A 17280-nucleotide genomic window follows, 5' to 3' on the forward strand; every position below is an offset into this window, starting at 1 on the left:
AGAACACGTTTGAGTGTCGGCTTCACCCTCGGGGTCAAGCCCCGAGGCACTCGCCTTGCTTATCTGTAGAGGGAGTCGTACGACGGCGGCACGACGATTCGAACCCCGGAGTCCGGCGGCTCGATCCGGTCCGGAACGCGCAGCTGGTCGGCCGAGACGGCGATGAAGCTTGTGTCAGTCGATCGCCGCGGACCGAACGGATAAAGGGGCGGCCGGCCCACGTTCGGGTAATGATCACGCTTGGAACGGCCCGCGCCCCGCCGGGCGAGACGGACACGGGCCGTCTCGAAGTGGGCGAGACGCGGGACGGGAGCCCCGTGCGACTGCCGGTCGCGGTCGTCAACGGCGCGAGGGACGGACGGACGCTGTACGTGCAGGCGGTCAGCGACGGCGACGAGCTCAACGGGCTCGGCGTCGTCAACCGCGTCGTCCCGCGGATCGACCCGACGGAGCTGTCCGGGGCGGTCCTGGTCGTCGGCATCGTCAACTACTTTGGCTTTCAGGTGGCCGAACACCGAAATCCGATCGACGACCGGAAGATGAACCGGGGGTATCCCGGCGACGAGGACGGGACGACGAGCGAGCGGATCGCGCACGCGACGTTTCAGGCGGCGAAGCGAGCGGATATGATCTTAGACCTCCACCAGGGGTCGACCAGCCGGATGATAAACGAGACGCGGGTGCGGTGCGGGATCCGCCACCATCTCCACGGCGACTGCTTGGAGCTCGCGAAGGCGTTCGGCTGCGGCCACGTCCTCGATATCAAGGGCCCGGACGGCCAGCTCGCGCGGGCCGGACCGGAACACGGGATCCCGACGATCGACCCCGAGCTCGGCGGCGCCGTCGGCTGGGACGAGGAGTCGATCCGGTACGGCGTCGAGGGCGTGTTCAACGTGCTCCGGCACTACGGGTTCCTCGACGGCGAGGTCGACCTCGAACGGCAGGTCCGGGCGCGCGGGTTCGACCAGTACGGGTCGCCCGCGGGCGGGCTCGTCAGGTTCGAGCGCGACCTCGGCGAGCGCGTCTCCGCCGGCGACGTCCTCTTCAGAGTGACCGACACCTTCGGCGAGCCGAAGGGCCGCGTCACCGCCGACGACGACGGCGTCTTCTGGCGCACCCGACGCCTCCCGCAGGTTGCCGCCGGCGAGTACGTCTGCTCGGTTGGCACCAACGTCGACGAGTACTGATGCCGGGCGACGGCGCGGGGAGGACCGACGCCACCCCGAGGCGACTCGCCTGCTCCGAATGCGGTGCGACCGCCGACGACCGGTGGCGCTGCGAGTGCGGCGCTCCCCTGAACTTCGCCGAGCCCCCGATTCCGGAGCGCCCGGCGCCGGACCTGGGAGAGGGGGGATGGCCGGGCGCCCGCGACGGGCTCTGGGCGTTCGCGGGGTTCCTCGCCGTCGGCGACGACCCCGCCGACCGGGTGACGCTCGGCGAGGGAACGACGCCGCTCGTCGACGGGGACGGCTGGGGCGCCGAGTTCAAGCTGGAGTACGTCTTCCCCACCGGGTCGTTCAAGGACCGGGGCGCGACGGCAACGCTCACGCGCGCCCGCGAGCTCGGCGTCGAGCGCGTCGTCGAGGACTCCTCCGGCAACGCCGGCGCGGCGATCGCGACGTACGCGGCCCGCGCTGGGGTCGACGCCGCGGTGTACGTCCCGGCCGACGCCAAGGAGTCGAAGCTCCGCGCCATCCGCCGCGCCGGCGCGGAGCCGATCCGGGTCGAAGGGAGCCGGACGGACGTGACCGACGCCTGCGTGGCCGCGCTCGGCGAGGGCGGGGGAGAGAGCGACACCGCGGGCGGTAGGGAGGGCAGAGGTCCCGACGGCCCCGCGTGGTACGCCAGCCACGCGTGGAACCCCGCGTTCTTCGAAGGGACGGCCACGGTCGCCTACGAGATCGCCGCCCAGCGCGGCTGGGAGGCCCCGGACGCGGTCGTCACCCCGCTCGGACACGGCACGCTGTTTCTCGGCGCGTACCGGGGGTTCCGGCGGCTCGAACGCGCCGGCTGGATCGATGCGGTCCCGCGGCTGTTCGGCGCGCAGGCGGCCGGGATCGCCCCGATCGTCCGGGAGCTACACGGGCCGGCAGCGGCCGACCCCGACGGGCGCGTCAACGCGGCTGCCGACGGGATTCAGATCGAAGAGCCGGTGCGGAGCGCGGAGCTCCTTGACGCGATCGCCGAGACCGACGGCGACGCGCTCGCGGTGACGGAGTCGAGCGCGGAGCGCGAGCTCGACCGGCTCCACCGGGCGGGCTTCTACACCGAGCCGACCTGCGCCGTGGCGCCGGCCGCGCTCCAGGAGCTCCGCGAACGCGGGGACCTCGCTGCCGACGACGACGTCGTCGTCGCGCTGACCGGGAGCGGGCTGAAGGGGTGAGGGGCGGCGACCGCGCTGGAGGCGACCGCGTCGAGGGCGACCACGACGACCGGAGCGCCGGCACCACCGTCACGCCTTTTCAGTCGCGTCCCGTGGGGACGCGCATGGAGGTCCTCGTCTACGGCGCCGGCGCGCTCGGCAGCCTGATCGGTGGGCTGTTGGCCCGGGCCCACGACGTCGCCCTCGTCGGCCGCGACCCGCACATGCGGCGGATCCGCGCGGACGGGCTCCGGATCGACGGCGAGGTCGACGCGCACGTCCGGCCGCAAGCGTTGACCGACGGGACCCACCGCGCCGCCGAGCTCGCCTTGGTCACGACGAAGGCGTACGACACGGACGCGGCGGCGCGGGCGCTCGCGACGGGCGAGTACGAGGCGGTCTGTTCGCTCCAGAACGGGCTCACGGAAGAGCGGCTCGTCGCCGCGCTCGACCCGACCGTGCTCGCGGGCACCGCGAGCTACGGCGCTCGCTTCGGCGAGCCCGGGCGAGTGACGTGTACGGGCGTCGGCGAGGTCGTCGTCGGCGCGCTCTCCGGGAGCCCGGACCCGCTCGCCAGCCGCGTCGGCGCCGCCTTCGACGAGGCCGGGATCGAGACGACGGTCGCGGCGGACATGCCCCGACGCCGGTACGAGAAGCTCGCGGTCAACGCGGGGATCAACGGCCCCTCGGCGCTCGCGCGCCTCTCGAACGGGGCGACGCTGGACGGCCCGGGCGGCGAGGTGGCCCGCGAGGCGGCCCGCGAGGTGGCCCGCGTCGCGCGCGCCGACGGCGTCGACCTCGGCGCGGACGAGGCGGTCGCCGCCGTCGAGCGCGTCGCCGCCGACACCGCCGCCAACCGCTCGTCGATGCACGAGGACGTCGCCGCCGGGCGGCGGACCGAGGTCGACGGGATCTACGGCGCCGTCACCGAGCGCGCCGAGCGTCTCGGGGCGTCGGCGCCGACGTGTCGGACGATCGCGTCGCTGGTTCGGGCGTGGGAACTCGGAGAAGGGGTTCGCGAGTCCGGGTGAGCGGCGTGGAAATCGAAGGGGCGATGGACTCCCGACTCAACACCACTCCTCGAGCACGGTCGCGTCGGTCTCGTCGACCGAGACCCACGCGTTCTCCCGCGAGACGTCCGCGATCACCAGCTCCGGTCGGGACGCCGACGAGTCGATCGACGCCATCACGTCGGGGGAATCGTCAGCGTCGAGCGTCGGATCTGCGGGCAGCGCCGTTCGACGGTGATCGGGGTCCGGGTCGTCCCAGGGAGTGGAACTCCGTGACATGATTGTCAATTGTTCACAGGAGATATAAGGGTTCCGAACCGGAGTCGCCCGCCGTCGGCGGATCTCCGCTTTGATCGGGAAGATCGACGGCGAAACGGCCGCGAACCCGGCTATCTGACGGGTATCGGCGGCGTGAGGCGTCGATCCGACGGAAGAGTCGGACGGCTGTCGAGTGGACGGGTCGGATGGGAGAGGAGCACCGGCGAGCGTCGGGCCGCCCCCGCGCCGTCGCCGACCACCTTCGCAGTATACAAGAGGTGCCACGCTGAAAGACGGTGTATGAACGTATCAGACGCCATGACGCCGCGGTCGGATCTCGTCGTCGTCGAGATTCCGGGGAGCCGGAACGACGTGCTGGAGTACATCCAGGAGCACGGCTTCTCCTCGGTGCCCGTCGTGAAGGACGTCGACGGCGACGAGGTGTACCGCGGGCTCGTCACCCGAGACGACCTCATCGAGCAGCCGGACGAGGACCAGCTCGCGCTGCTGATGCGGGAAGTGCCGACGGTGGGGGTGGACAAGGATATCATCGACGCCGCGGGCACGATGGTCGCCGAGAGCTCCCGCCGGCTCCCGGTCGTCAACGGCGACTCGCTCGTGGGCATCCTCACCGTCACCGACGTGGTGCGGGCGATCGCCCGCGGCGAGATCGACGGCGACGCCGAGGTCGGCGGGCTCGCGACTCGCGCGGTCAACGCGACCCACACGGGGACGCCGCTGCCGGTCGCCGAGCGGGAGATCGGGCTCGCGGGCGTCCCCTACGCGGTGGTGCTCGACGACGACGCCCGGATGGCGGGGATCCTCACCGAGGTCGACGTGCTCGGAGTCGCCCGCGTCGTCGAGGGCGAGGCGAGCACGGGCGACTCCATCGCCGAGCAGGACTCCGAGTGGTCCTGGGAGGGAATCAAGGCGACCGGGGCGCGCTACCTCCCGACCCGGAACGTGGAGATCCCGGCGGAGGCGACGCGCCACTTCATGACCGAGGACCCGGTCACGGTCAGCGGCGCCCGGACGGCCAAGGAGGTCGCACAGGAGCTCATCAGCAACGACATCGAGCAGGTCCCCCTCGTCAGCGGCACCGACCTCGAGGGGATCGTGCGCGACGTCGACCTGCTGGAGGGCCTCTAGATGGCCGCGGACGACCTCGTCGAGCTGGCGAAGCGGCGCGGCTTCTTTTTCGGTTCGAACGGCGCGTACGGGGGTACCGCCGGCTTCTACACCTTCGGCCCGCAGGGCGCGGCCCTGAAGCGGAACCTGGAGGACGCGTGGCGCGACCGGTTCACCATCCGCGAGGGGAACCGCGAGATCGAGGCGCCGACGGTGATGCCGGAGCCCGTCTTCGAGGCGTCCGGCCACCTGGAGGGGTTCGACGATATGCTCGTCGAGTGCGGCGAGTGCGGCGAGTCGCACCGCGCCGACCACCTCGTGGAGGCCGTCACGGAGATCGAGGACGCGGAGGCGCTCCCCGGCGACGAGGTCGAAGGCCTCATCGCCGACAACGAGATCGCTTGCCCCTCCTGTGGCACCCCGCTCGCGGGCGAATCGGTCGAGGACTTCAACCTCATGTTCGCGACCGACATCGGGCCGGGCGACGCCCAGCCCGGCTACCTCCGACCGGAGACCGCGCAGGGGATCTTCGTCGAGTTCCCGCGGCTGAAGGAGTACGCCCGCGGGAACCTCCCCTTCGGGATCACGCAGATTGGCGCCGCCTACCGCAACGAGATCTCGCCGCGCGGCGGCCTCCTCCGGCTCCGCGAGTTCACGCAGGCCGAGCTCGAGCAGTTCATCGACCCCGAGGCGGACGAGCCCCCACTCGACCGCGTCCGCGACGTCGAGGTGCGGCTGTACCCGGCGACCGAACAGGAGGCCGACGACGGCGAGTACGTTGAGACGACGGTCGGCGAGGCGGTCGATGAGGGGGTCATCGGCTCCCCGTGGGTCGGCTACTACCTCGGCGTCGCCAAGGAGTGGTACGAGCGCGTCGGCGTCGACCTCGACCGGTTCCGGTTCCGCCAGCACCTCGCGGGCGAGCGCGCCCACTACGCGGCCGACTGCTGGGACGCGGAGAGCGAGGTCGACGGCGACTGGATCGAGATCGCGGGCTTCTCGTACCGCTCCGACTACGACCTCTCGAAGCACGGCGAGCACGGCGACGGCGCCTTCACCGTGTTCAAGCGCTACGACGAGCCGAAGACGGTCGAGCGCGCGGCGGTCGACCCCGACATGTCGGTCCTCGGCCCCGAGTTCGGCGGCGACGCCGCCGCGGTCGCCGAAGCGCTCGAGGCGCTCGCCGAGCGCGACCCCGACGCCTTCGACGCAGAGACGGTTTCGGTCGACGTGAACGGGGAGACGCGCGACGTCGACGTCGACGTCGCCGGCTTCGCGATCGAGGAGACGACCGAGAGCGGGGAGCACATCACGCCGCACGTGGTCGAGCCCTCTTTCGGCGTGGGCCGCACCGTCCAGACGCTCCTCGCACACGCCTACCGCGAGGACGAGGTCGACGGCGAGGCGCGGACGTACCTCTCCGTGGAGCCCGAGATCGCGCCGCAGGACGCCGCGGTGTTCCCCCTCGTGACGAACGACGACCGGCTCGTCGACCTCGCGGACCGCGTCGCGAGCGACCTGCGCGCGGCCGGCCTCGCGGTGGCGTACGACGACTCCGGCTCGATCGGGCGGCGCTACCGCCGGCAGGACGAGGTCGGTACGCCGTTCTGCGTCACGGTCGACCGCGACGGAATCGAGGGCGACGCCCCCGACACCGTCACCGTCCGCGAGCGCGACTCGGCGGCGCAGGTCCGGCTCCCCGCCGACGAGCTGGCCGCCGAGCTCGCCGCGCTCCGCGCGGGCGAGTCGTTCGACGTGCTGCTGGACCGGTACGAGACCGTCGAGACGGACGTCGAAACCAACTGACGTGGCGCTCCCGGCGACGGAGTGGCGCGAGCGCGTGGAGTTCGAGCGGCGGCTGGTCCACTCCGGCGGCACCCTCTACCCGGTCCCGTTCCTGCTGGGCTGGCTCACGTGGACGGAGACGCGCTACTTCCTCGTGGCCGCGCTCGCCGTCGTCCTCGCGCTCGAGTTCCTCCGGCTCGTCGCGGGACTCAATCACTGGCTCTACCGGAAGCTCACACGGGAGTACGAGGCCGACTCGCTCGCCGGCTACGCGCTGTACCAGATGAGCATGACCGGCGCGGTCCTCCTCCTGGGGCCGACGCTGGCGATCCCCGCGATGTGGATGCTGTCCGTGGGCGACCCCGTCAGCGGCGCGCTCGCCGACAACGACGCCACGGAGGCGAAGCGGCCCGCCGCGTGGGTCGCGATGTTCCTCGTCTGCTTCGGGCTCGCCGTCCCCTTCACCTTCCCCGCGTTCGGCCCCGACGTGGGTATCGTCGTCGCGATGGCGGGCGCCGCGCCCGCCGCGGTCGCCGACGGTCTCCCGCCGATGATCCGCGGGGTCGCCGTCGACGACAACCTCACCATCCCGCCCGCCGCCGCCGGCGGGATGCTCCTCGCGGTCGCGACGTTGGGGTAGGCCGCGGGGCGGTAGCCGCTCGGTAGCGAGCGGAAAGCGCGGTGGGCATTTATAAATAGATATGCGGCGGCGCGTGCCGATGAGCGCCCGAAGAGAGCGAATCGCACGCGCGAGGGAGTCGCGAGCAGAGAGGGACCGGAGGTCCCTCTTGCAGCCGGCGCTCCGCGCCGGCGACGAAGCGAGCGACGAGGCTGGGGAGGCGTGAGGTGCGGTGCTGTGCGGGGTGGGACTCAAAGGGGCAGCCGGGAGGGCGAAGCACACCGACGTAAGCACCGCAGCGAGTGAGCGCAGCGAACGAGCGAGGAGCGCAACGAGGTGCGCGAGTACTCCCGGCTGGGGCTTTGGAGGTCTTCACCGCCGATCCGCTGTCGATTATTTATAACCGAACGGCTGAGACTTCGGAAGCGTTCTCCGGGTCAGCGACAGCAGCCGTTCAAAAACGGCCAGCGGGGACACAATTAAACGACACGTACTCATCGCTACCGAACCCAGATGAGCCGACAAGAACCGAGCAAAACGACCGCTCAGGCCGCGCGGCGTTCCTTCGCCTTGGGGCGGAGGTTCTTGTAGCCGCACTTGCGGCAGCGCTTCGCGTCGGGGGCGTTGCGGGCGTTACAGCGCATGCAGATCTGCCGGTCGAGGTTGCGGCGTTCCGCGGCGTCGAAGCTGGCCATACGACTACTGTCGCGGCGACGCTGTAAAAGGTTGCGAGACGCGGCGGCGGGTCGACGGCGCCCTCAGCCGCCGATCGGACCGGACGGCCCGACCCTCAGGCGCCGGCCTCGGAGAGCGCGGTCTCGATGTCCTCGCGCTGGGTGACGCCGACGAATCGGTCCACGACGCCGTCGTCGTTCTCGACGATCAGCGTCGGCAGCGAGCGCACCTGGTACTGGTTGGCGACGTCCTGCTCCTCGTCGACGTTCACCTTCTGGAGCTCGAACGCGTCGCCGAGGTCCTCCTGGATCTCGTCCAGAATCGGGTCCTGCGTCTTACACGGGCCGCACCAGTCAGCGTGGAAATCCAGCAGTCGAACAGTCATTATCCGGCCGGTTCTACCGGCGGACCGCGCATAAGGGTTTCCCACGCGGCGACGAGCGGGGGTCGTCACGCCCGCTCCCGCCGGCCGCGCCCGAGCCTCGTCGGCCGCGAGCGAAACGTTTAGAACGCCGCGCGGACCACTGGCGGGTATGAGCAGTGGCTCCAACTCCGGCGGGCTGATGTCCAGTGCGGGACTGGTCCGCTACTTCGACAACGAGGACCGGAACGCGATCTCGATGAGTCCCAAGACCGTCCTCGCGTTCTGCGTCCTCTTCGGCGTCTTCGTGCAGGTCCTCTCGCTGACGGTCGCGTAGGGTCCGCCCCCGCCGTTCGAACGCCTCACACCGACCGCCCCGTAGCGCGCCCTTTTTGCCCGTCCCCCACCGAATCAGTCACATGAAAGCAGGCGTCATCGCCGTGCAGGGCGACGTGGCCGAGCACGCCGCCGCCGTCCGGAACGCCGCGGCCGCACACGACGAGCCCGCGGAGGTCGTCGAGGTCCGCGACGCCGGGATCGTGCCCGACTGCGACGTCCTCCTCATGCCGGGCGGGGAGTCGACGACCATCTCGCGACTGGTCCACCGAGAGGGGATCGCCTCCGAGATCCGCGAGCACGTCGCGAGCGGAAAGCCCGTGCTCGCCACCTGCGCCGGGCTCATCGTCTGCTCGCGGGACGCGAAAGACGACCGCGTCGACGCGCTCGGGCTCGTCGACGCCTCCGTCGACCGCAACGCGTTCGGTCGCCAGAAGGACTCCTTCGAGGCGAAGCTGCCGGTGACCGGGCTCGACGAGCCGTTCCACGCCGTGTTCATCCGCGCGCCGCTCATCGACGAGGTCGGAGACGACGTCGAGGTGCTCGCGACCGTCGACGGCCGCCCGGTCGCGGTACGCGACGGCCCCGTCGTCGCCACCGCGTTCCACCCGGAGCTCACCGACGACCCGCGGATCCACGACCTCGCCTTCTTCCCCGAGCGGGAGGTGGTCGCGTGAGCGGCCCGGACGCAGGCGGAGAAGGAGGGAGCGCCGAGGGCCCGGATGCCGAGGACCCCGAGACCCCGCCCGAGGACCCCGAGACCCCGCCCGAGGACGTCCTTGACGAGCTGTTCGCCACCATCGAGTCGCGGAAGCGGGAACTCCCAGAGGGGTCGTACACCGCCTCGCTTTTCACCCACGAGAAGGGCGAGAACGAGGTGTTAGAGAAGGTCGGCGAGGAGGCGACGGAGGCGATACTCGCGGCGAAAGACAACGACCGCGACGAGCTCACCTACGAGAGCGCGGACCTCGTCTACCACCTGCTGGTGCTGCTCGCGATGAAGGACCTCGACCTCGACGACCTGCGGGAAGAGCTACAGGAGCGATTTTAACCCCTACCGCTCGCGCTCGAGCTGGCGGTCGATGTCGTCGAGCTCCTCGGTCTCCAACTCGTCGGCGATCCGACGTTCGAACTCCTCCTCGCCGATCTGTCCCTCGACGTACTGCCGGCGGATCCGGTCCTGCCGGCTCTCCGAGGCGCCGCCGGGCGACGCCGACGAGGTCGACCGCGACGCGCCGGTCGACCCCATGTCGACGGACGCGTCGTCGCTTCCGAAGAACCCCGATCCGACCGCGTACGCGACGTAGGCGATTCCGGCGAGGACCGCCAGGGAGACCACCGCGGTGACGAGCCCGATGATAGTCGAGATCACGGACAGCACCACGCTCACACCGATCAGGATCGCGACCGCGACCGCACTGTAGTAGAGGGCTCGCTTCCCGTCCATGTGGGGAGTCACGCGTCCGAGCGCAAATACCTTCGGCCGCGTGGGTCCGACTCCCGTTCGGCGTCAGAAGACTTATTCGCCGGAGTGGTCGTTACATTCGGAAATGGACCTGGAACCGCGAACGCGACCGAACCGCGTCCCTGTGCGGTCCGACGAGGGGCGGGCGTGACCGAGGATCCCGACCGGCGAAGCGTCGACGGCCGACCCGTCGACCGCCGGACCGTGCTCGGCGCGCTCGCGGGCGCCGGGAGCGCCGCGGTCGCCGGCTGCTCGGGCTCGGCGCCGGACGACGCCGCGACCGGGAAACTGGACCCGGACCGGCTCGACGAGCTCGCGGCCCGGTTCGCGCCGACGCTGTACTTCGACTCCGCGGAGCCGTGGTTCCTGACCGACCCGCGGCCGTACGCGGTCGAGGAGGACGGCGAGACGGTCGTCGACGGCTTCACGGCGTTCGACGGCTACCACGAGCGGTACGAGGAGGCGGGCGAGCCGCCGAACCCGACGGTGTTCTACAACGGGGTCCGGTACGAGGACTCCCCGCTCGCGGTCGTCCAGTTCTGGCTCTACTCCGCGTTCGACCAGTTCACGGCCAACTTCCACTGGCACGACTGGGAGGTGCTCCACGTCTTCGTCGACCTCGACACCGGCGACCCCCAGCTGTACGTGGCCAGCTCGCACTCCCGGAGCGTCCCGAACAACGAATTCCTCGATCCGGACCCCGACACAGTCCCGCGGATCCTCCCGGAGCTCGGCTCGCACTCCAGCACCCTCTCCGTCAACGATGACCCCGACCGGTTCCAGCGGGTCGGCGAGGACGGGTTGCTCGCGGACATCACCAACACGACGATCGACACCGTCGAGGACCTCCTCGGGATCCCGATCGCGTACGGGCTCCCCCGCGACGAGGGGATGCGGCTCCCCTTCGTCGTCCCCGACTACGAGGGCGAACCGCTCTACGAACACCCGGACCTCCCGTCGGTCACGGCGGAGTCGCTGGTCGACGGCGCGCTGACGATCCGGTCGCTCGACGCGCTGCGGTCGCCCCCGACCGACCTCCCCCTTCGGGAGACGGGGCTCGCCTTCCGGCACGCCGACCGCGAGGACGCGCTCGCGGACGAGGTCGTCGACGAAGTGGTCGGCTACGAGCTGGTCGAGAGCGCCGAGTTGGAGGACATCGCGGCGTTCACCGGCCCGCAGCTCAGCTTCGAGTTCGCCGTCCCGGAGGTCGTCGAGGACGCCGTCGCGAGCCACATCACGACCACGGGCGTGCCGTGGGAACAGCCCCGTTACGAGAACCCCGCGCTCGACGTCACCGCCGGGAACCACCGCGCGGAGCTCGCCGAGCGGTACGACGCCATCGCCGGCGACGAGGCGTTCGGCGCCGACGTGGCCGAGGGGCTCGACGCGGTCGTCGCTCGCGTCAGCCGGGCGACGGAGACCGACGACGCCCCCGACGGTGAGGGACTGACGACGACCGACGCGGTCACCGAGTCGTTCGTGCTGATCGAGAGCGACCCCGAGGCGGTCCCGACGTTCGCCGGTGGGGTTGCGGTCGCGAGCGGCGTCCCCGGAGGCGACCACCGGCTCACGGTCAACGGGGCCGGGCAGGCCCCGCACAGCGAGGAGCTGACCGTCTCCGCGGACGAGTCCGTGACGGCCGCGGGCGTCGACGGCGAGATCCCGCTCGTCGCCCGCGAGAACGCGCGGAAGGTGGAGCTCGACGACTCGGAGAGCGACGTCGACCTGACGCGGACGGCGGTCGAGGACGACTTCGCCGGGGGGATCTACGACTCCGCGATCGACGGGAGCGACGCGGTGTACGTCCACGCCGGCGGCGCGTACACGACCGAGGTCCGCGACGCCGACGACGAGGTCGGCGCGTACCGGGTCAACCCGGACCCGCCGGGGGCGGACGGCGACGACTCGGACGGCTCGGACGACGCGGACGGGAAGGGCCCGATCCGGATCGAGCGCCCGGAGACCGGGGCGGCCCCGCTCGCCGGTTACGTCGCCGACGTGGCGGAGGAGACGCGGGCCGCGGTCGCGACCGCGGCGGCGGAGAGCGACGACGGCGATGACACCGAGGACGGCGGAGGGACGAGCGGCGGTTCCGACGGTGGCGGTTCCGGCGGCGGCGGAGCCGAGAACGCGGTGAACGGGCTCGAACGCGCCCTCGCCGCCGCGGTCGAGGCCGCGGAGCGGGCCGAGGAACGCGCCCGAGAGGGCGACGGCGAGGGGACCGAGCGCCAACTGGGAAACGTCGCCGACCGGATAGCCCGGATCGAGGAGCGCCTCGCGGCGGCCCGCGACGGGCTCCCACCCGGACTCGCGAACGCGACTAGAAAGCGGGTGAAGCAGGCGACGAAACGCGTCGAACAGGCGCAAAACGCCGAGAAGCTGTAAGGCGGCGATCCCGTCGGCGGCGCGATCACCGCCGACGAGGCGGCGTGCCACGCCGCATCGGTGGATGGAAAGCTATACGACGCCGACCCGACCACGAGTATATAAGCAGATGTCTCAGGAGGGTTACGACCACACCGCGGTCGAGAATCGGTGGCAGGAGGCGTGGGACGACGCCGCCGTGTACCACACGTCGGACGAGGCCGACGACCCGACGTACGTGCTGGGGATGTACCCGTACCCGTCGGGGAAGCTCCACATGGGTCACGTCCGCAACTACACCATCACGGACGCGTACGCCCGGTACCGCCGGATGCGCGGCGACGACGTGCTCCACCCGATGGGGTGGGACGCGTTCGGGCTCCCCGCCGAGAACGCCGCCAAGGAGCGGGACACCAACCCCCGCGACTGGACGTTCGACTGCATCGACACGATGAAAGGGCAGATGCGGTCGATGGGGTTCGGCTACGACTGGGACCGCGAGATTACCACCTGCACGCCGGAGTACTACAAGTGGAACCAGTGGCTGTTCACGCGCTTCGCCGACGCCGACCTCGTGGAGCGGCGCGACGCCGAGGTGAACTGGTGTCCCTCCTGCGAGACCGTCCTCGCCGACGAGCAGGTCGAGGGCGACGACGAGCTGTGCTGGCGCTGTGACACCCCGGTCGAGGGCCGCGAACTCGACCAGTGGTTCCTGGAGATAACCGAGTACGCCGACGAGCTGCTGGAGGCCATCGACGACCTGGAGGGGTGGCCCAACTCGGTGCGCCAGATGCAGCGCAACTGGATCGGGCGGCAGTACGGGACCACGCTGGACTTTGATATTGATGAGTACGGCCCCGTCGAGGCGTTCACCACCCGCGTCGACACCGTCCACGGCGCGACGTTCTTCGCGCTCGCCCCGGACCACCCGATCAGCGAGGAGTTGGCCGCCGAAGACGACGCGGTCCACGAGTTCGTCCACCACGAGGCGGACCCCGAGGGCGACGAGCCGAACGGCGTCGAGACCGACCTCACCGCCACCAACCCCGCCACGGGCGAGGCGATCCCCGTCTTCGTCGCCGACTTCGTCCTCTCCGACGTGGGGACGGGCGCGCTGATGGCGGTGCCCGGCCACGACGAGCGCGACCACGCCTTCGCGACGAAGATGGGCGTCGACATCGAGCCCGTCGTCGCGCCGGAGCCGGACGACTGGGACGGGGAGTCGGTCCCGGACGCGCCTGACGTGAGCGACGAGGCGTTCACCGACGACGGGGTCACGATCAACTCCGGCGACTACAGCGGCCTCGACAGCGAGACGGCCCGCGAGCGGCTCACCGCGGACGTCGAGAGCGCCGCGGAGAGCACTCAGTACCAGCTGCGCGACTGGGGAATCTCGCGCCAGCGCTACTGGGGCACCCCGATTCCGGTCGTCCACTGCGACGACTGCGGCCCGGTGACGGTCCCCGACGAGAACCTCCCCGTCGAGCTGCCGGAGTTCATCAACACCACCGGGAACCCGCTGGACGCCGCCGAGGAGTGGAAGGCGACGACCTGCCCGGAGTGCGGCGAGCCCGCGACCCGCGAGACCGACACGATGGACACGTTCGTCGACTCCTCGTGGTACTTCCTGCGCTACGTCTCGCCGGGGGTAGATGACGCCCCCTTCGACCTGGACCGCGCGAACGACTGGATGCCGGTCGACCAGTACGTCGGCGGCATCGAGCACGCCGTGATGCACCTGCTGTACTCCCGCTTCTTCACCAAGGTGCTGGCCGATGAGGAGGGGCTCGATCACCGCGAGCCGTTCACGAACCTGCTGGCGCAGGGGATGGTCCAGCTGGAGGGCGAGAAGATGTCGAAGTCGAAGGGGAACGTCGTCTCCCCGCAGCGGATCGTCGACGAGTACGGCGCCGACACGGCCCGGCTGTTCATGATGCAGGCCGCCCAGCCCGAGCGCGACTTCGACTGGTCCGAGGAGGGCGTCAGGTCGACCCACCGGTTCCTCTCCCGGCTGAGCGATCTCGTCGAGGGGTACGCGGCGGGAGAGGCAGGAACCGCCGACCGAGCGGCCGACCGCGACACCGTCGACGACTACGTCGCCGACGAAGTCGACGCCGCCGTCGCCATCGCGGGCGACGAGTACGACGACCTCACGTTCAACGTCGCGCTGCGCGAGGCGCAGGACTTGGTCGGGACGCTCCGGAGCTACCGCGAACACGCCGACCCGGACCCCGCCACCTACGAGCGCGGGCTCGACGTCGCCGTCCGCCTGCTCGCGCCGGTCGTTCCACACCTCGCCGAGGAGCTGTGGGAGGCGCTTGGCCGCGACGGGTTCGTCGTCGAGGCCGACTGGCCGGCCGCGACGGTCGACCGCGAGACGGTCGAGAAGCGCCGCCGGCTGGTGGCGAACACCCGCGAGGACGTGCGCGACATCGTCGACGTCGCCGGTATCGAGGACCCCGAGCGGATCGACGTCGTCGTCGCGCCCGACTGGAAGTACGACGCGCTGGAGATCGCGATCGACAGCGACGCCGACAACCTCATCTCGGAGCTGATGGGAGAGAGCCACATCCGGGAGCAGGGCGACGACGCGGCCTCGTACGGGCAGGACCTGCAAGCGAATCGGGAGGCGCTGCAGGCGACTCTGCCGGGCGACGACGAGTACGACGCGCTCCGGGCGGCCGCGTGGCTGATCGAGCGCGAGTTCGACGCGCCGGTCCGCGTCGAGCGCGCCGCAGACGCCGACGAGAGCGTGGTCCGGAAGGCGGAGCCGGGCCGGCCCGCAATCGACATCGCCGAGTAGCGGTCCGCGGGCCGTAGTCCTTTTAACTGCAGTCGGCGGCCCGGAAGCGATTAGTCCACGGCGGTATCCGAATGCGTATGGACGACCCCTACGCCCCCGCCCGCGACGCCCTCGCCGGTGACGGGCTGGGCGGCGGCGCCGCCGACGCGGACCCGGCGGTCCTCGCCGCGCGCCTCGACGACGCCGACCCGCTCTCCGGGTTCGCGGACCGGTATCACGTGGCCGACGACGTCTTATATATGGACGGCAACTCGCTCGGTCCCGCGAGCGACGCCGCGCTGGCGAGCCTCGACCGCGTCGCCGAGGAGTGGCGCGAGCTGCTGATCTCGGGCTGGACCGACGCCGACCCACCCTGGTTCTCCGTCGGCGAGCGCCTCGGCGACGCGCTCGCACCCCTCGTCGGGGCCGATCCCTCGGAGGTCGTCGTCGGCAACTCGATCACGGTGAACATCCACGCGCTCGTCGGCACCTTCCTCGACGAGCTGCTCGCGGGGAACGGGCCGGAGCGAGAGGGGGTCGCGGCGGCGGACGGGACGTGGGCGCCGGACGGGAACCCCGAGGCCGACCCCGCCGTCCTCGTGAACGCGCTCGACTTCCCCTCCGACCACTACGCGATCCGGGCGCAGCTCCGCCAGCGCGGGATCGACCCGGACGAGAAGCTCCGGGTCGTCGAGAGCCGGGACGGGCGGACGATCGATCCCCGGGATATCGAGGCCGCGCTCGACGCGCACGACGACGTGGGGGTCGTCTTCATGCCGACCGCGCTGTACCGCTCCGGCCAGCTGTTCGACGTCGGGCGGATTACTGAGGCCGCCCACGGGGCGGGCGCGTACGCCGGCTTCGACGCGGCCCACTCGGCGGGTGCGGTCCCGCACGCGTTCGGCGCGGCCGGCGTCGACTTCGCGGTGTGGTGCACGTATAAGTACCTCAACGCCGGTCCGGGCTCGATCGGCGCGCTGTTCGTCGCGGAGCGGCACCACGGGCTCACGCCCGCGCTGGCGGGGTGGTGGGGCCACGAGAAGGCGACGCAGTTCGAGATGAACATGACGTACACCTCCGCCGACTCGGCCGGCGCGTGGCAGATCGGGACGCCGCCCTTGCTGTCGGCCGCGCCCCTCGAGGGCTCGGTCGAGCTCCTGCGGGAGGCCGGAATCGACCGACTACGAGAGAAGTCGCTCGCGCTCACTGACCTCCTGATCGCACTCGTCGACGAGCGGCTCCCCGACGTCGCGGTGGGAACCCCGCGCGAACACCGGGCCCGGGGCGGCCACGTCGCGCTCGAACACCCCGAGGCGGAGCGGCTGAGCAAGGCGCTCACCGACCGCGGCGTGGTCGTCGACTTCCGGCCGCCGAACGTGGTTCGGGTGTGTCCAGCCGCCCCATACACCTCGTTCGCAGACGTGTTAGCGGTCGTGGACGAGATCGAGACGGTCCTCGAGTCGGGGATCCACGAGGAGTACGCGACCGGTGAGGGCGGGGTGACGTAGGGGCGGCGGCGCGCCGGTCTGACTCCCGAGGGGGGCGCGATCCGTTTCGCCCGCTGACATCCACAGTATTATCAGCGGAACCGACGTGTTTTTTAGTAAGAGTAGTAATGGACGAAAATTCACGGTCTGACGGCGGCGGTGGCGGGTCCGGGACGGTCGGTCGCGGAGGGGACGGCGTGTACGAGGCGATGGTCCGTGAGATGGAGGACGCCGTGTTCCTCGTCGACGTCGCGGAGACGGACCACGGCTACGAGTTCACGTTCCGAGAGAACAACACCGCGCACCGGGAACAGACGGGGTTCTCCGAGGAGACGATGCGGGGGCAGACGCCGCGAGAGCTCCTCGGCGAGGAGCAGGGGGCCGCAGTCGAGGCGAACTACCGCCGATGCGCCGAACGGGGAGAGCCGATCGAGTACGAGGAGCGTTTGGAGTTCCCGGCCGGCGCGAGTCACTGGCAGACGAAGCTGACCCCGATCACGGAGGATGGCACGACGACGCGGATCGTCGGGGTCGCTCGGGACATCACCGAACAGAAAGAACAGGAGCGGGAACACCGGCGCACGTACCGCCGGTTCCAGACCGTGTTGGAGACGATGTCGGCGGCGGTGTTTCTCAAAGACGCCGACG

17 protein-coding genes are annotated in these 17280 nt (G+C 70.9%); 13 read left to right on the plus strand and 4 right to left on the minus strand.

All coding sequences use genetic code 11. The annotated features are described in order from the left end of the window. The first annotated feature begins 230 nt into the window (after positions 1-230). The 3 genes from N5096_RS07205 to N5096_RS07215 all read left to right on the plus strand — a co-directional run bounded on the left by N5096_RS07205 (position 231) and on the right by N5096_RS07215 (position 3393). Positions 231-1187 carry a succinylglutamate desuccinylase/aspartoacylase family protein gene (locus tag N5096_RS07205; protein WP_267663654.1) on the plus strand — a complete coding sequence of 319 codons (957 nt, stop codon included), beginning with the start codon at positions 231-233 and terminating at the stop codon, positions 1185-1187. Next, positions 1187-2383: a pyridoxal-phosphate dependent enzyme gene (locus N5096_RS07210; RefSeq protein ID WP_267663655.1), complete on the plus strand. Its 1197-nt coding sequence runs from the start codon at positions 1187-1189 to the stop codon at positions 2381-2383. Before N5096_RS07205 ends, N5096_RS07210 begins: the two co-directional genes overlap by 1 nt. A 104-nt stretch (positions 2384-2487) precedes the next feature. Next, complete coding sequence (locus N5096_RS07215) at positions 2488-3393, plus strand: ketopantoate reductase family protein (protein ID WP_267663905.1); 906 nt, start codon at positions 2488-2490, stop codon at positions 3391-3393. Positions 3394-3429: 36 nt separating this feature from the next. Here N5096_RS07215 and N5096_RS07220 read toward each other — a convergent pair whose 3' ends face one another. Beyond that, positions 3430-3651, minus strand: coding sequence for a DUF7556 family protein (locus tag N5096_RS07220; protein WP_267663656.1), 222 nt, complete (start codon positions 3649-3651; stop codon positions 3430-3432). A 279-nt stretch (positions 3652-3930) separates the two neighbouring features. Between N5096_RS07220 and N5096_RS07225 the strand changes: the two genes are divergently transcribed. The 3 genes from N5096_RS07225 to N5096_RS07235 are packed head-to-tail and all read left to right on the plus strand — an operon-like array spanning position 3931 to position 7183. Next, the gene (locus tag N5096_RS07225; protein WP_267663657.1) at positions 3931-4779 is read left to right on the plus strand and encodes a CBS domain-containing protein; all 849 of its coding nucleotides are present in this window, start codon (positions 3931-3933) and stop codon (positions 4777-4779) included. Next, positions 4780-6564, plus strand: a complete 1785-nt coding sequence (gene glyS, locus N5096_RS07230) for a glycine--tRNA ligase (RefSeq protein WP_267663659.1) — start codon at positions 4780-4782, stop codon at positions 6562-6564. 1 nt (position 6565) lies between these two features. Next, the gene (locus tag N5096_RS07235; protein WP_267663660.1) at positions 6566-7183 is read left to right on the plus strand and encodes a dolichol kinase; all 618 of its coding nucleotides are present in this window, start codon (positions 6566-6568) and stop codon (positions 7181-7183) included. Between the two features lie 524 nt (positions 7184-7707). On the opposite strand, the gene N5096_RS07240 is transcribed toward N5096_RS07235, so the two are convergent. Together N5096_RS07240 and N5096_RS07245 are read right to left on the minus strand one after the other, a co-directional pair. Next, positions 7708-7857, minus strand: a complete 150-nt coding sequence (locus N5096_RS07240; RefSeq protein WP_267663661.1) for a 50S ribosomal protein L40e — start codon at positions 7855-7857, stop codon at positions 7708-7710. A gap of 95 nt (positions 7858-7952) precedes the next feature. Further along, positions 7953-8222, minus strand: coding sequence for a thioredoxin family protein (locus tag N5096_RS07245; RefSeq protein WP_267663662.1), 270 nt, complete (start codon positions 8220-8222; stop codon positions 7953-7955). Between the two features lie 148 nt (positions 8223-8370). Between N5096_RS07245 and N5096_RS07250 the strand changes: the two genes are divergently transcribed. From N5096_RS07250 to hisE, 3 genes are all read left to right on the plus strand, one after another. Next, the gene (locus N5096_RS07250; protein WP_123113924.1) at positions 8371-8535 is read left to right on the plus strand and encodes a preprotein translocase subunit Sec61beta; all 165 of its coding nucleotides are present in this window, start codon (positions 8371-8373) and stop codon (positions 8533-8535) included. An 82-nt stretch (positions 8536-8617) separates the two neighbouring features. Further along, the gene (gene pdxT, locus N5096_RS07255; protein ID WP_267663664.1) at positions 8618-9211 is read left to right on the plus strand and encodes a pyridoxal 5'-phosphate synthase glutaminase subunit PdxT; all 594 of its coding nucleotides are present in this window, start codon (positions 8618-8620) and stop codon (positions 9209-9211) included. Continuing rightward, positions 9208-9585: a phosphoribosyl-ATP diphosphatase gene (hisE, locus tag N5096_RS07260; RefSeq protein ID WP_379790115.1), complete on the plus strand. Its 378-nt coding sequence runs from the start codon at positions 9208-9210 to the stop codon at positions 9583-9585. The genes pdxT and hisE overlap by 4 nt, the downstream gene beginning before the upstream one ends. Positions 9586-9588: 3 nt before the next feature. Here hisE and N5096_RS07265 read toward each other — a convergent pair whose 3' ends face one another. Beyond that, positions 9589-9981 carry an SHOCT domain-containing protein gene (locus tag N5096_RS07265; protein ID WP_267663665.1) on the minus strand — a complete coding sequence of 131 codons (393 nt, stop codon included), beginning with the start codon at positions 9979-9981 and terminating at the stop codon, positions 9589-9591. Positions 9982-10146: 165 nt separating this feature from the next. Between N5096_RS07265 and N5096_RS07270 the strand changes: the two genes are divergently transcribed. The 4 genes from N5096_RS07270 to N5096_RS07285 all read left to right on the plus strand — a co-directional run. Next, entirely contained in the window at positions 10147-12384 is a 2238-nt protein-coding gene (locus N5096_RS07270) for a hypothetical protein (RefSeq protein ID WP_267663666.1), read from the plus strand. A 109-nt stretch (positions 12385-12493) separates the two neighbouring features. Then, complete coding sequence (leuS, locus tag N5096_RS07275; protein WP_267663667.1) at positions 12494-15166, plus strand: leucine--tRNA ligase; 2673 nt, start codon at positions 12494-12496, stop codon at positions 15164-15166. A 77-nt stretch (positions 15167-15243) separates the two neighbouring features. Then, positions 15244-16653 (plus strand): kynureninase, encoded by a 1410-nt coding sequence (gene kynU, locus N5096_RS07280; RefSeq protein ID WP_267663668.1) that lies wholly within the window; start codon positions 15244-15246, stop codon positions 16651-16653. A 107-nt stretch (positions 16654-16760) separates the two neighbouring features. Then, positions 16761-17280 (plus strand): PAS domain-containing protein (locus tag N5096_RS07285; RefSeq protein ID WP_267663669.1); only part of this gene is annotated, 520 nt, incomplete at its 3' end.

This window comes from Halorubrum yunnanense (genome assembly GCF_026586675.1).
In the GTDB taxonomy this organism is placed as follows: domain Archaea; phylum Halobacteriota; class Halobacteria; order Halobacteriales; family Haloferacaceae; genus Halorubrum; species Halorubrum yunnanense.

What these genes read in the sequence shown, in the direction of transcription:
- glyS (WP_267663659.1), top strand. Translation starts at nt 4,780, where the DNA reads ATGGCCGCGGACGACCTCGTCGAGCTGGCGAAGCGGCGCGGCTTCTTT.
- N5096_RS07240 (WP_267663661.1), bottom strand. Translation starts at nt 7,857, where the DNA reads ATGGCCAGCTTCGACGCCGCGGAACGCCGCAACCTCGACCGGCAGATC.
- kynU (WP_267663668.1), top strand. Translation starts at nt 15,244, where the DNA reads ATGGACGACCCCTACGCCCCCGCCCGCGACGCCCTCGCCGGTGACGGG.
- N5096_RS07215 (WP_267663905.1), top strand. Translation starts at nt 2,488, where the DNA reads ATGGAGGTCCTCGTCTACGGCGCCGGCGCGCTCGGCAGCCTGATCGGT.
- N5096_RS07250 (WP_123113924.1), top strand. Translation starts at nt 8,371, where the DNA reads ATGAGCAGTGGCTCCAACTCCGGCGGGCTGATGTCCAGTGCGGGACTG.
- N5096_RS07210 (WP_267663655.1), top strand. Translation starts at nt 1,187, where the DNA reads ATGCCGGGCGACGGCGCGGGGAGGACCGACGCCACCCCGAGGCGACTC.
- leuS (WP_267663667.1), top strand. Translation starts at nt 12,494, where the DNA reads ATGTCTCAGGAGGGTTACGACCACACCGCGGTCGAGAATCGGTGGCAG.
- N5096_RS07220 (WP_267663656.1), bottom strand. Translation starts at nt 3,651, where the DNA reads ATGTCACGGAGTTCCACTCCCTGGGACGACCCGGACCCCGATCACCGT.
- N5096_RS07245 (WP_267663662.1), bottom strand. Translation starts at nt 8,222, where the DNA reads ATGACTGTTCGACTGCTGGATTTCCACGCTGACTGGTGCGGCCCGTGT.
- pdxT (WP_267663664.1), top strand. Translation starts at nt 8,618, where the DNA reads ATGAAAGCAGGCGTCATCGCCGTGCAGGGCGACGTGGCCGAGCACGCC.
- N5096_RS07205 (WP_267663654.1), top strand. Translation starts at nt 231, where the DNA reads ATGATCACGCTTGGAACGGCCCGCGCCCCGCCGGGCGAGACGGACACG.
- N5096_RS07225 (WP_267663657.1), top strand. Translation starts at nt 3,931, where the DNA reads ATGAACGTATCAGACGCCATGACGCCGCGGTCGGATCTCGTCGTCGTC.
- N5096_RS07265 (WP_267663665.1), bottom strand. Translation starts at nt 9,981, where the DNA reads ATGGACGGGAAGCGAGCCCTCTACTACAGTGCGGTCGCGGTCGCGATC.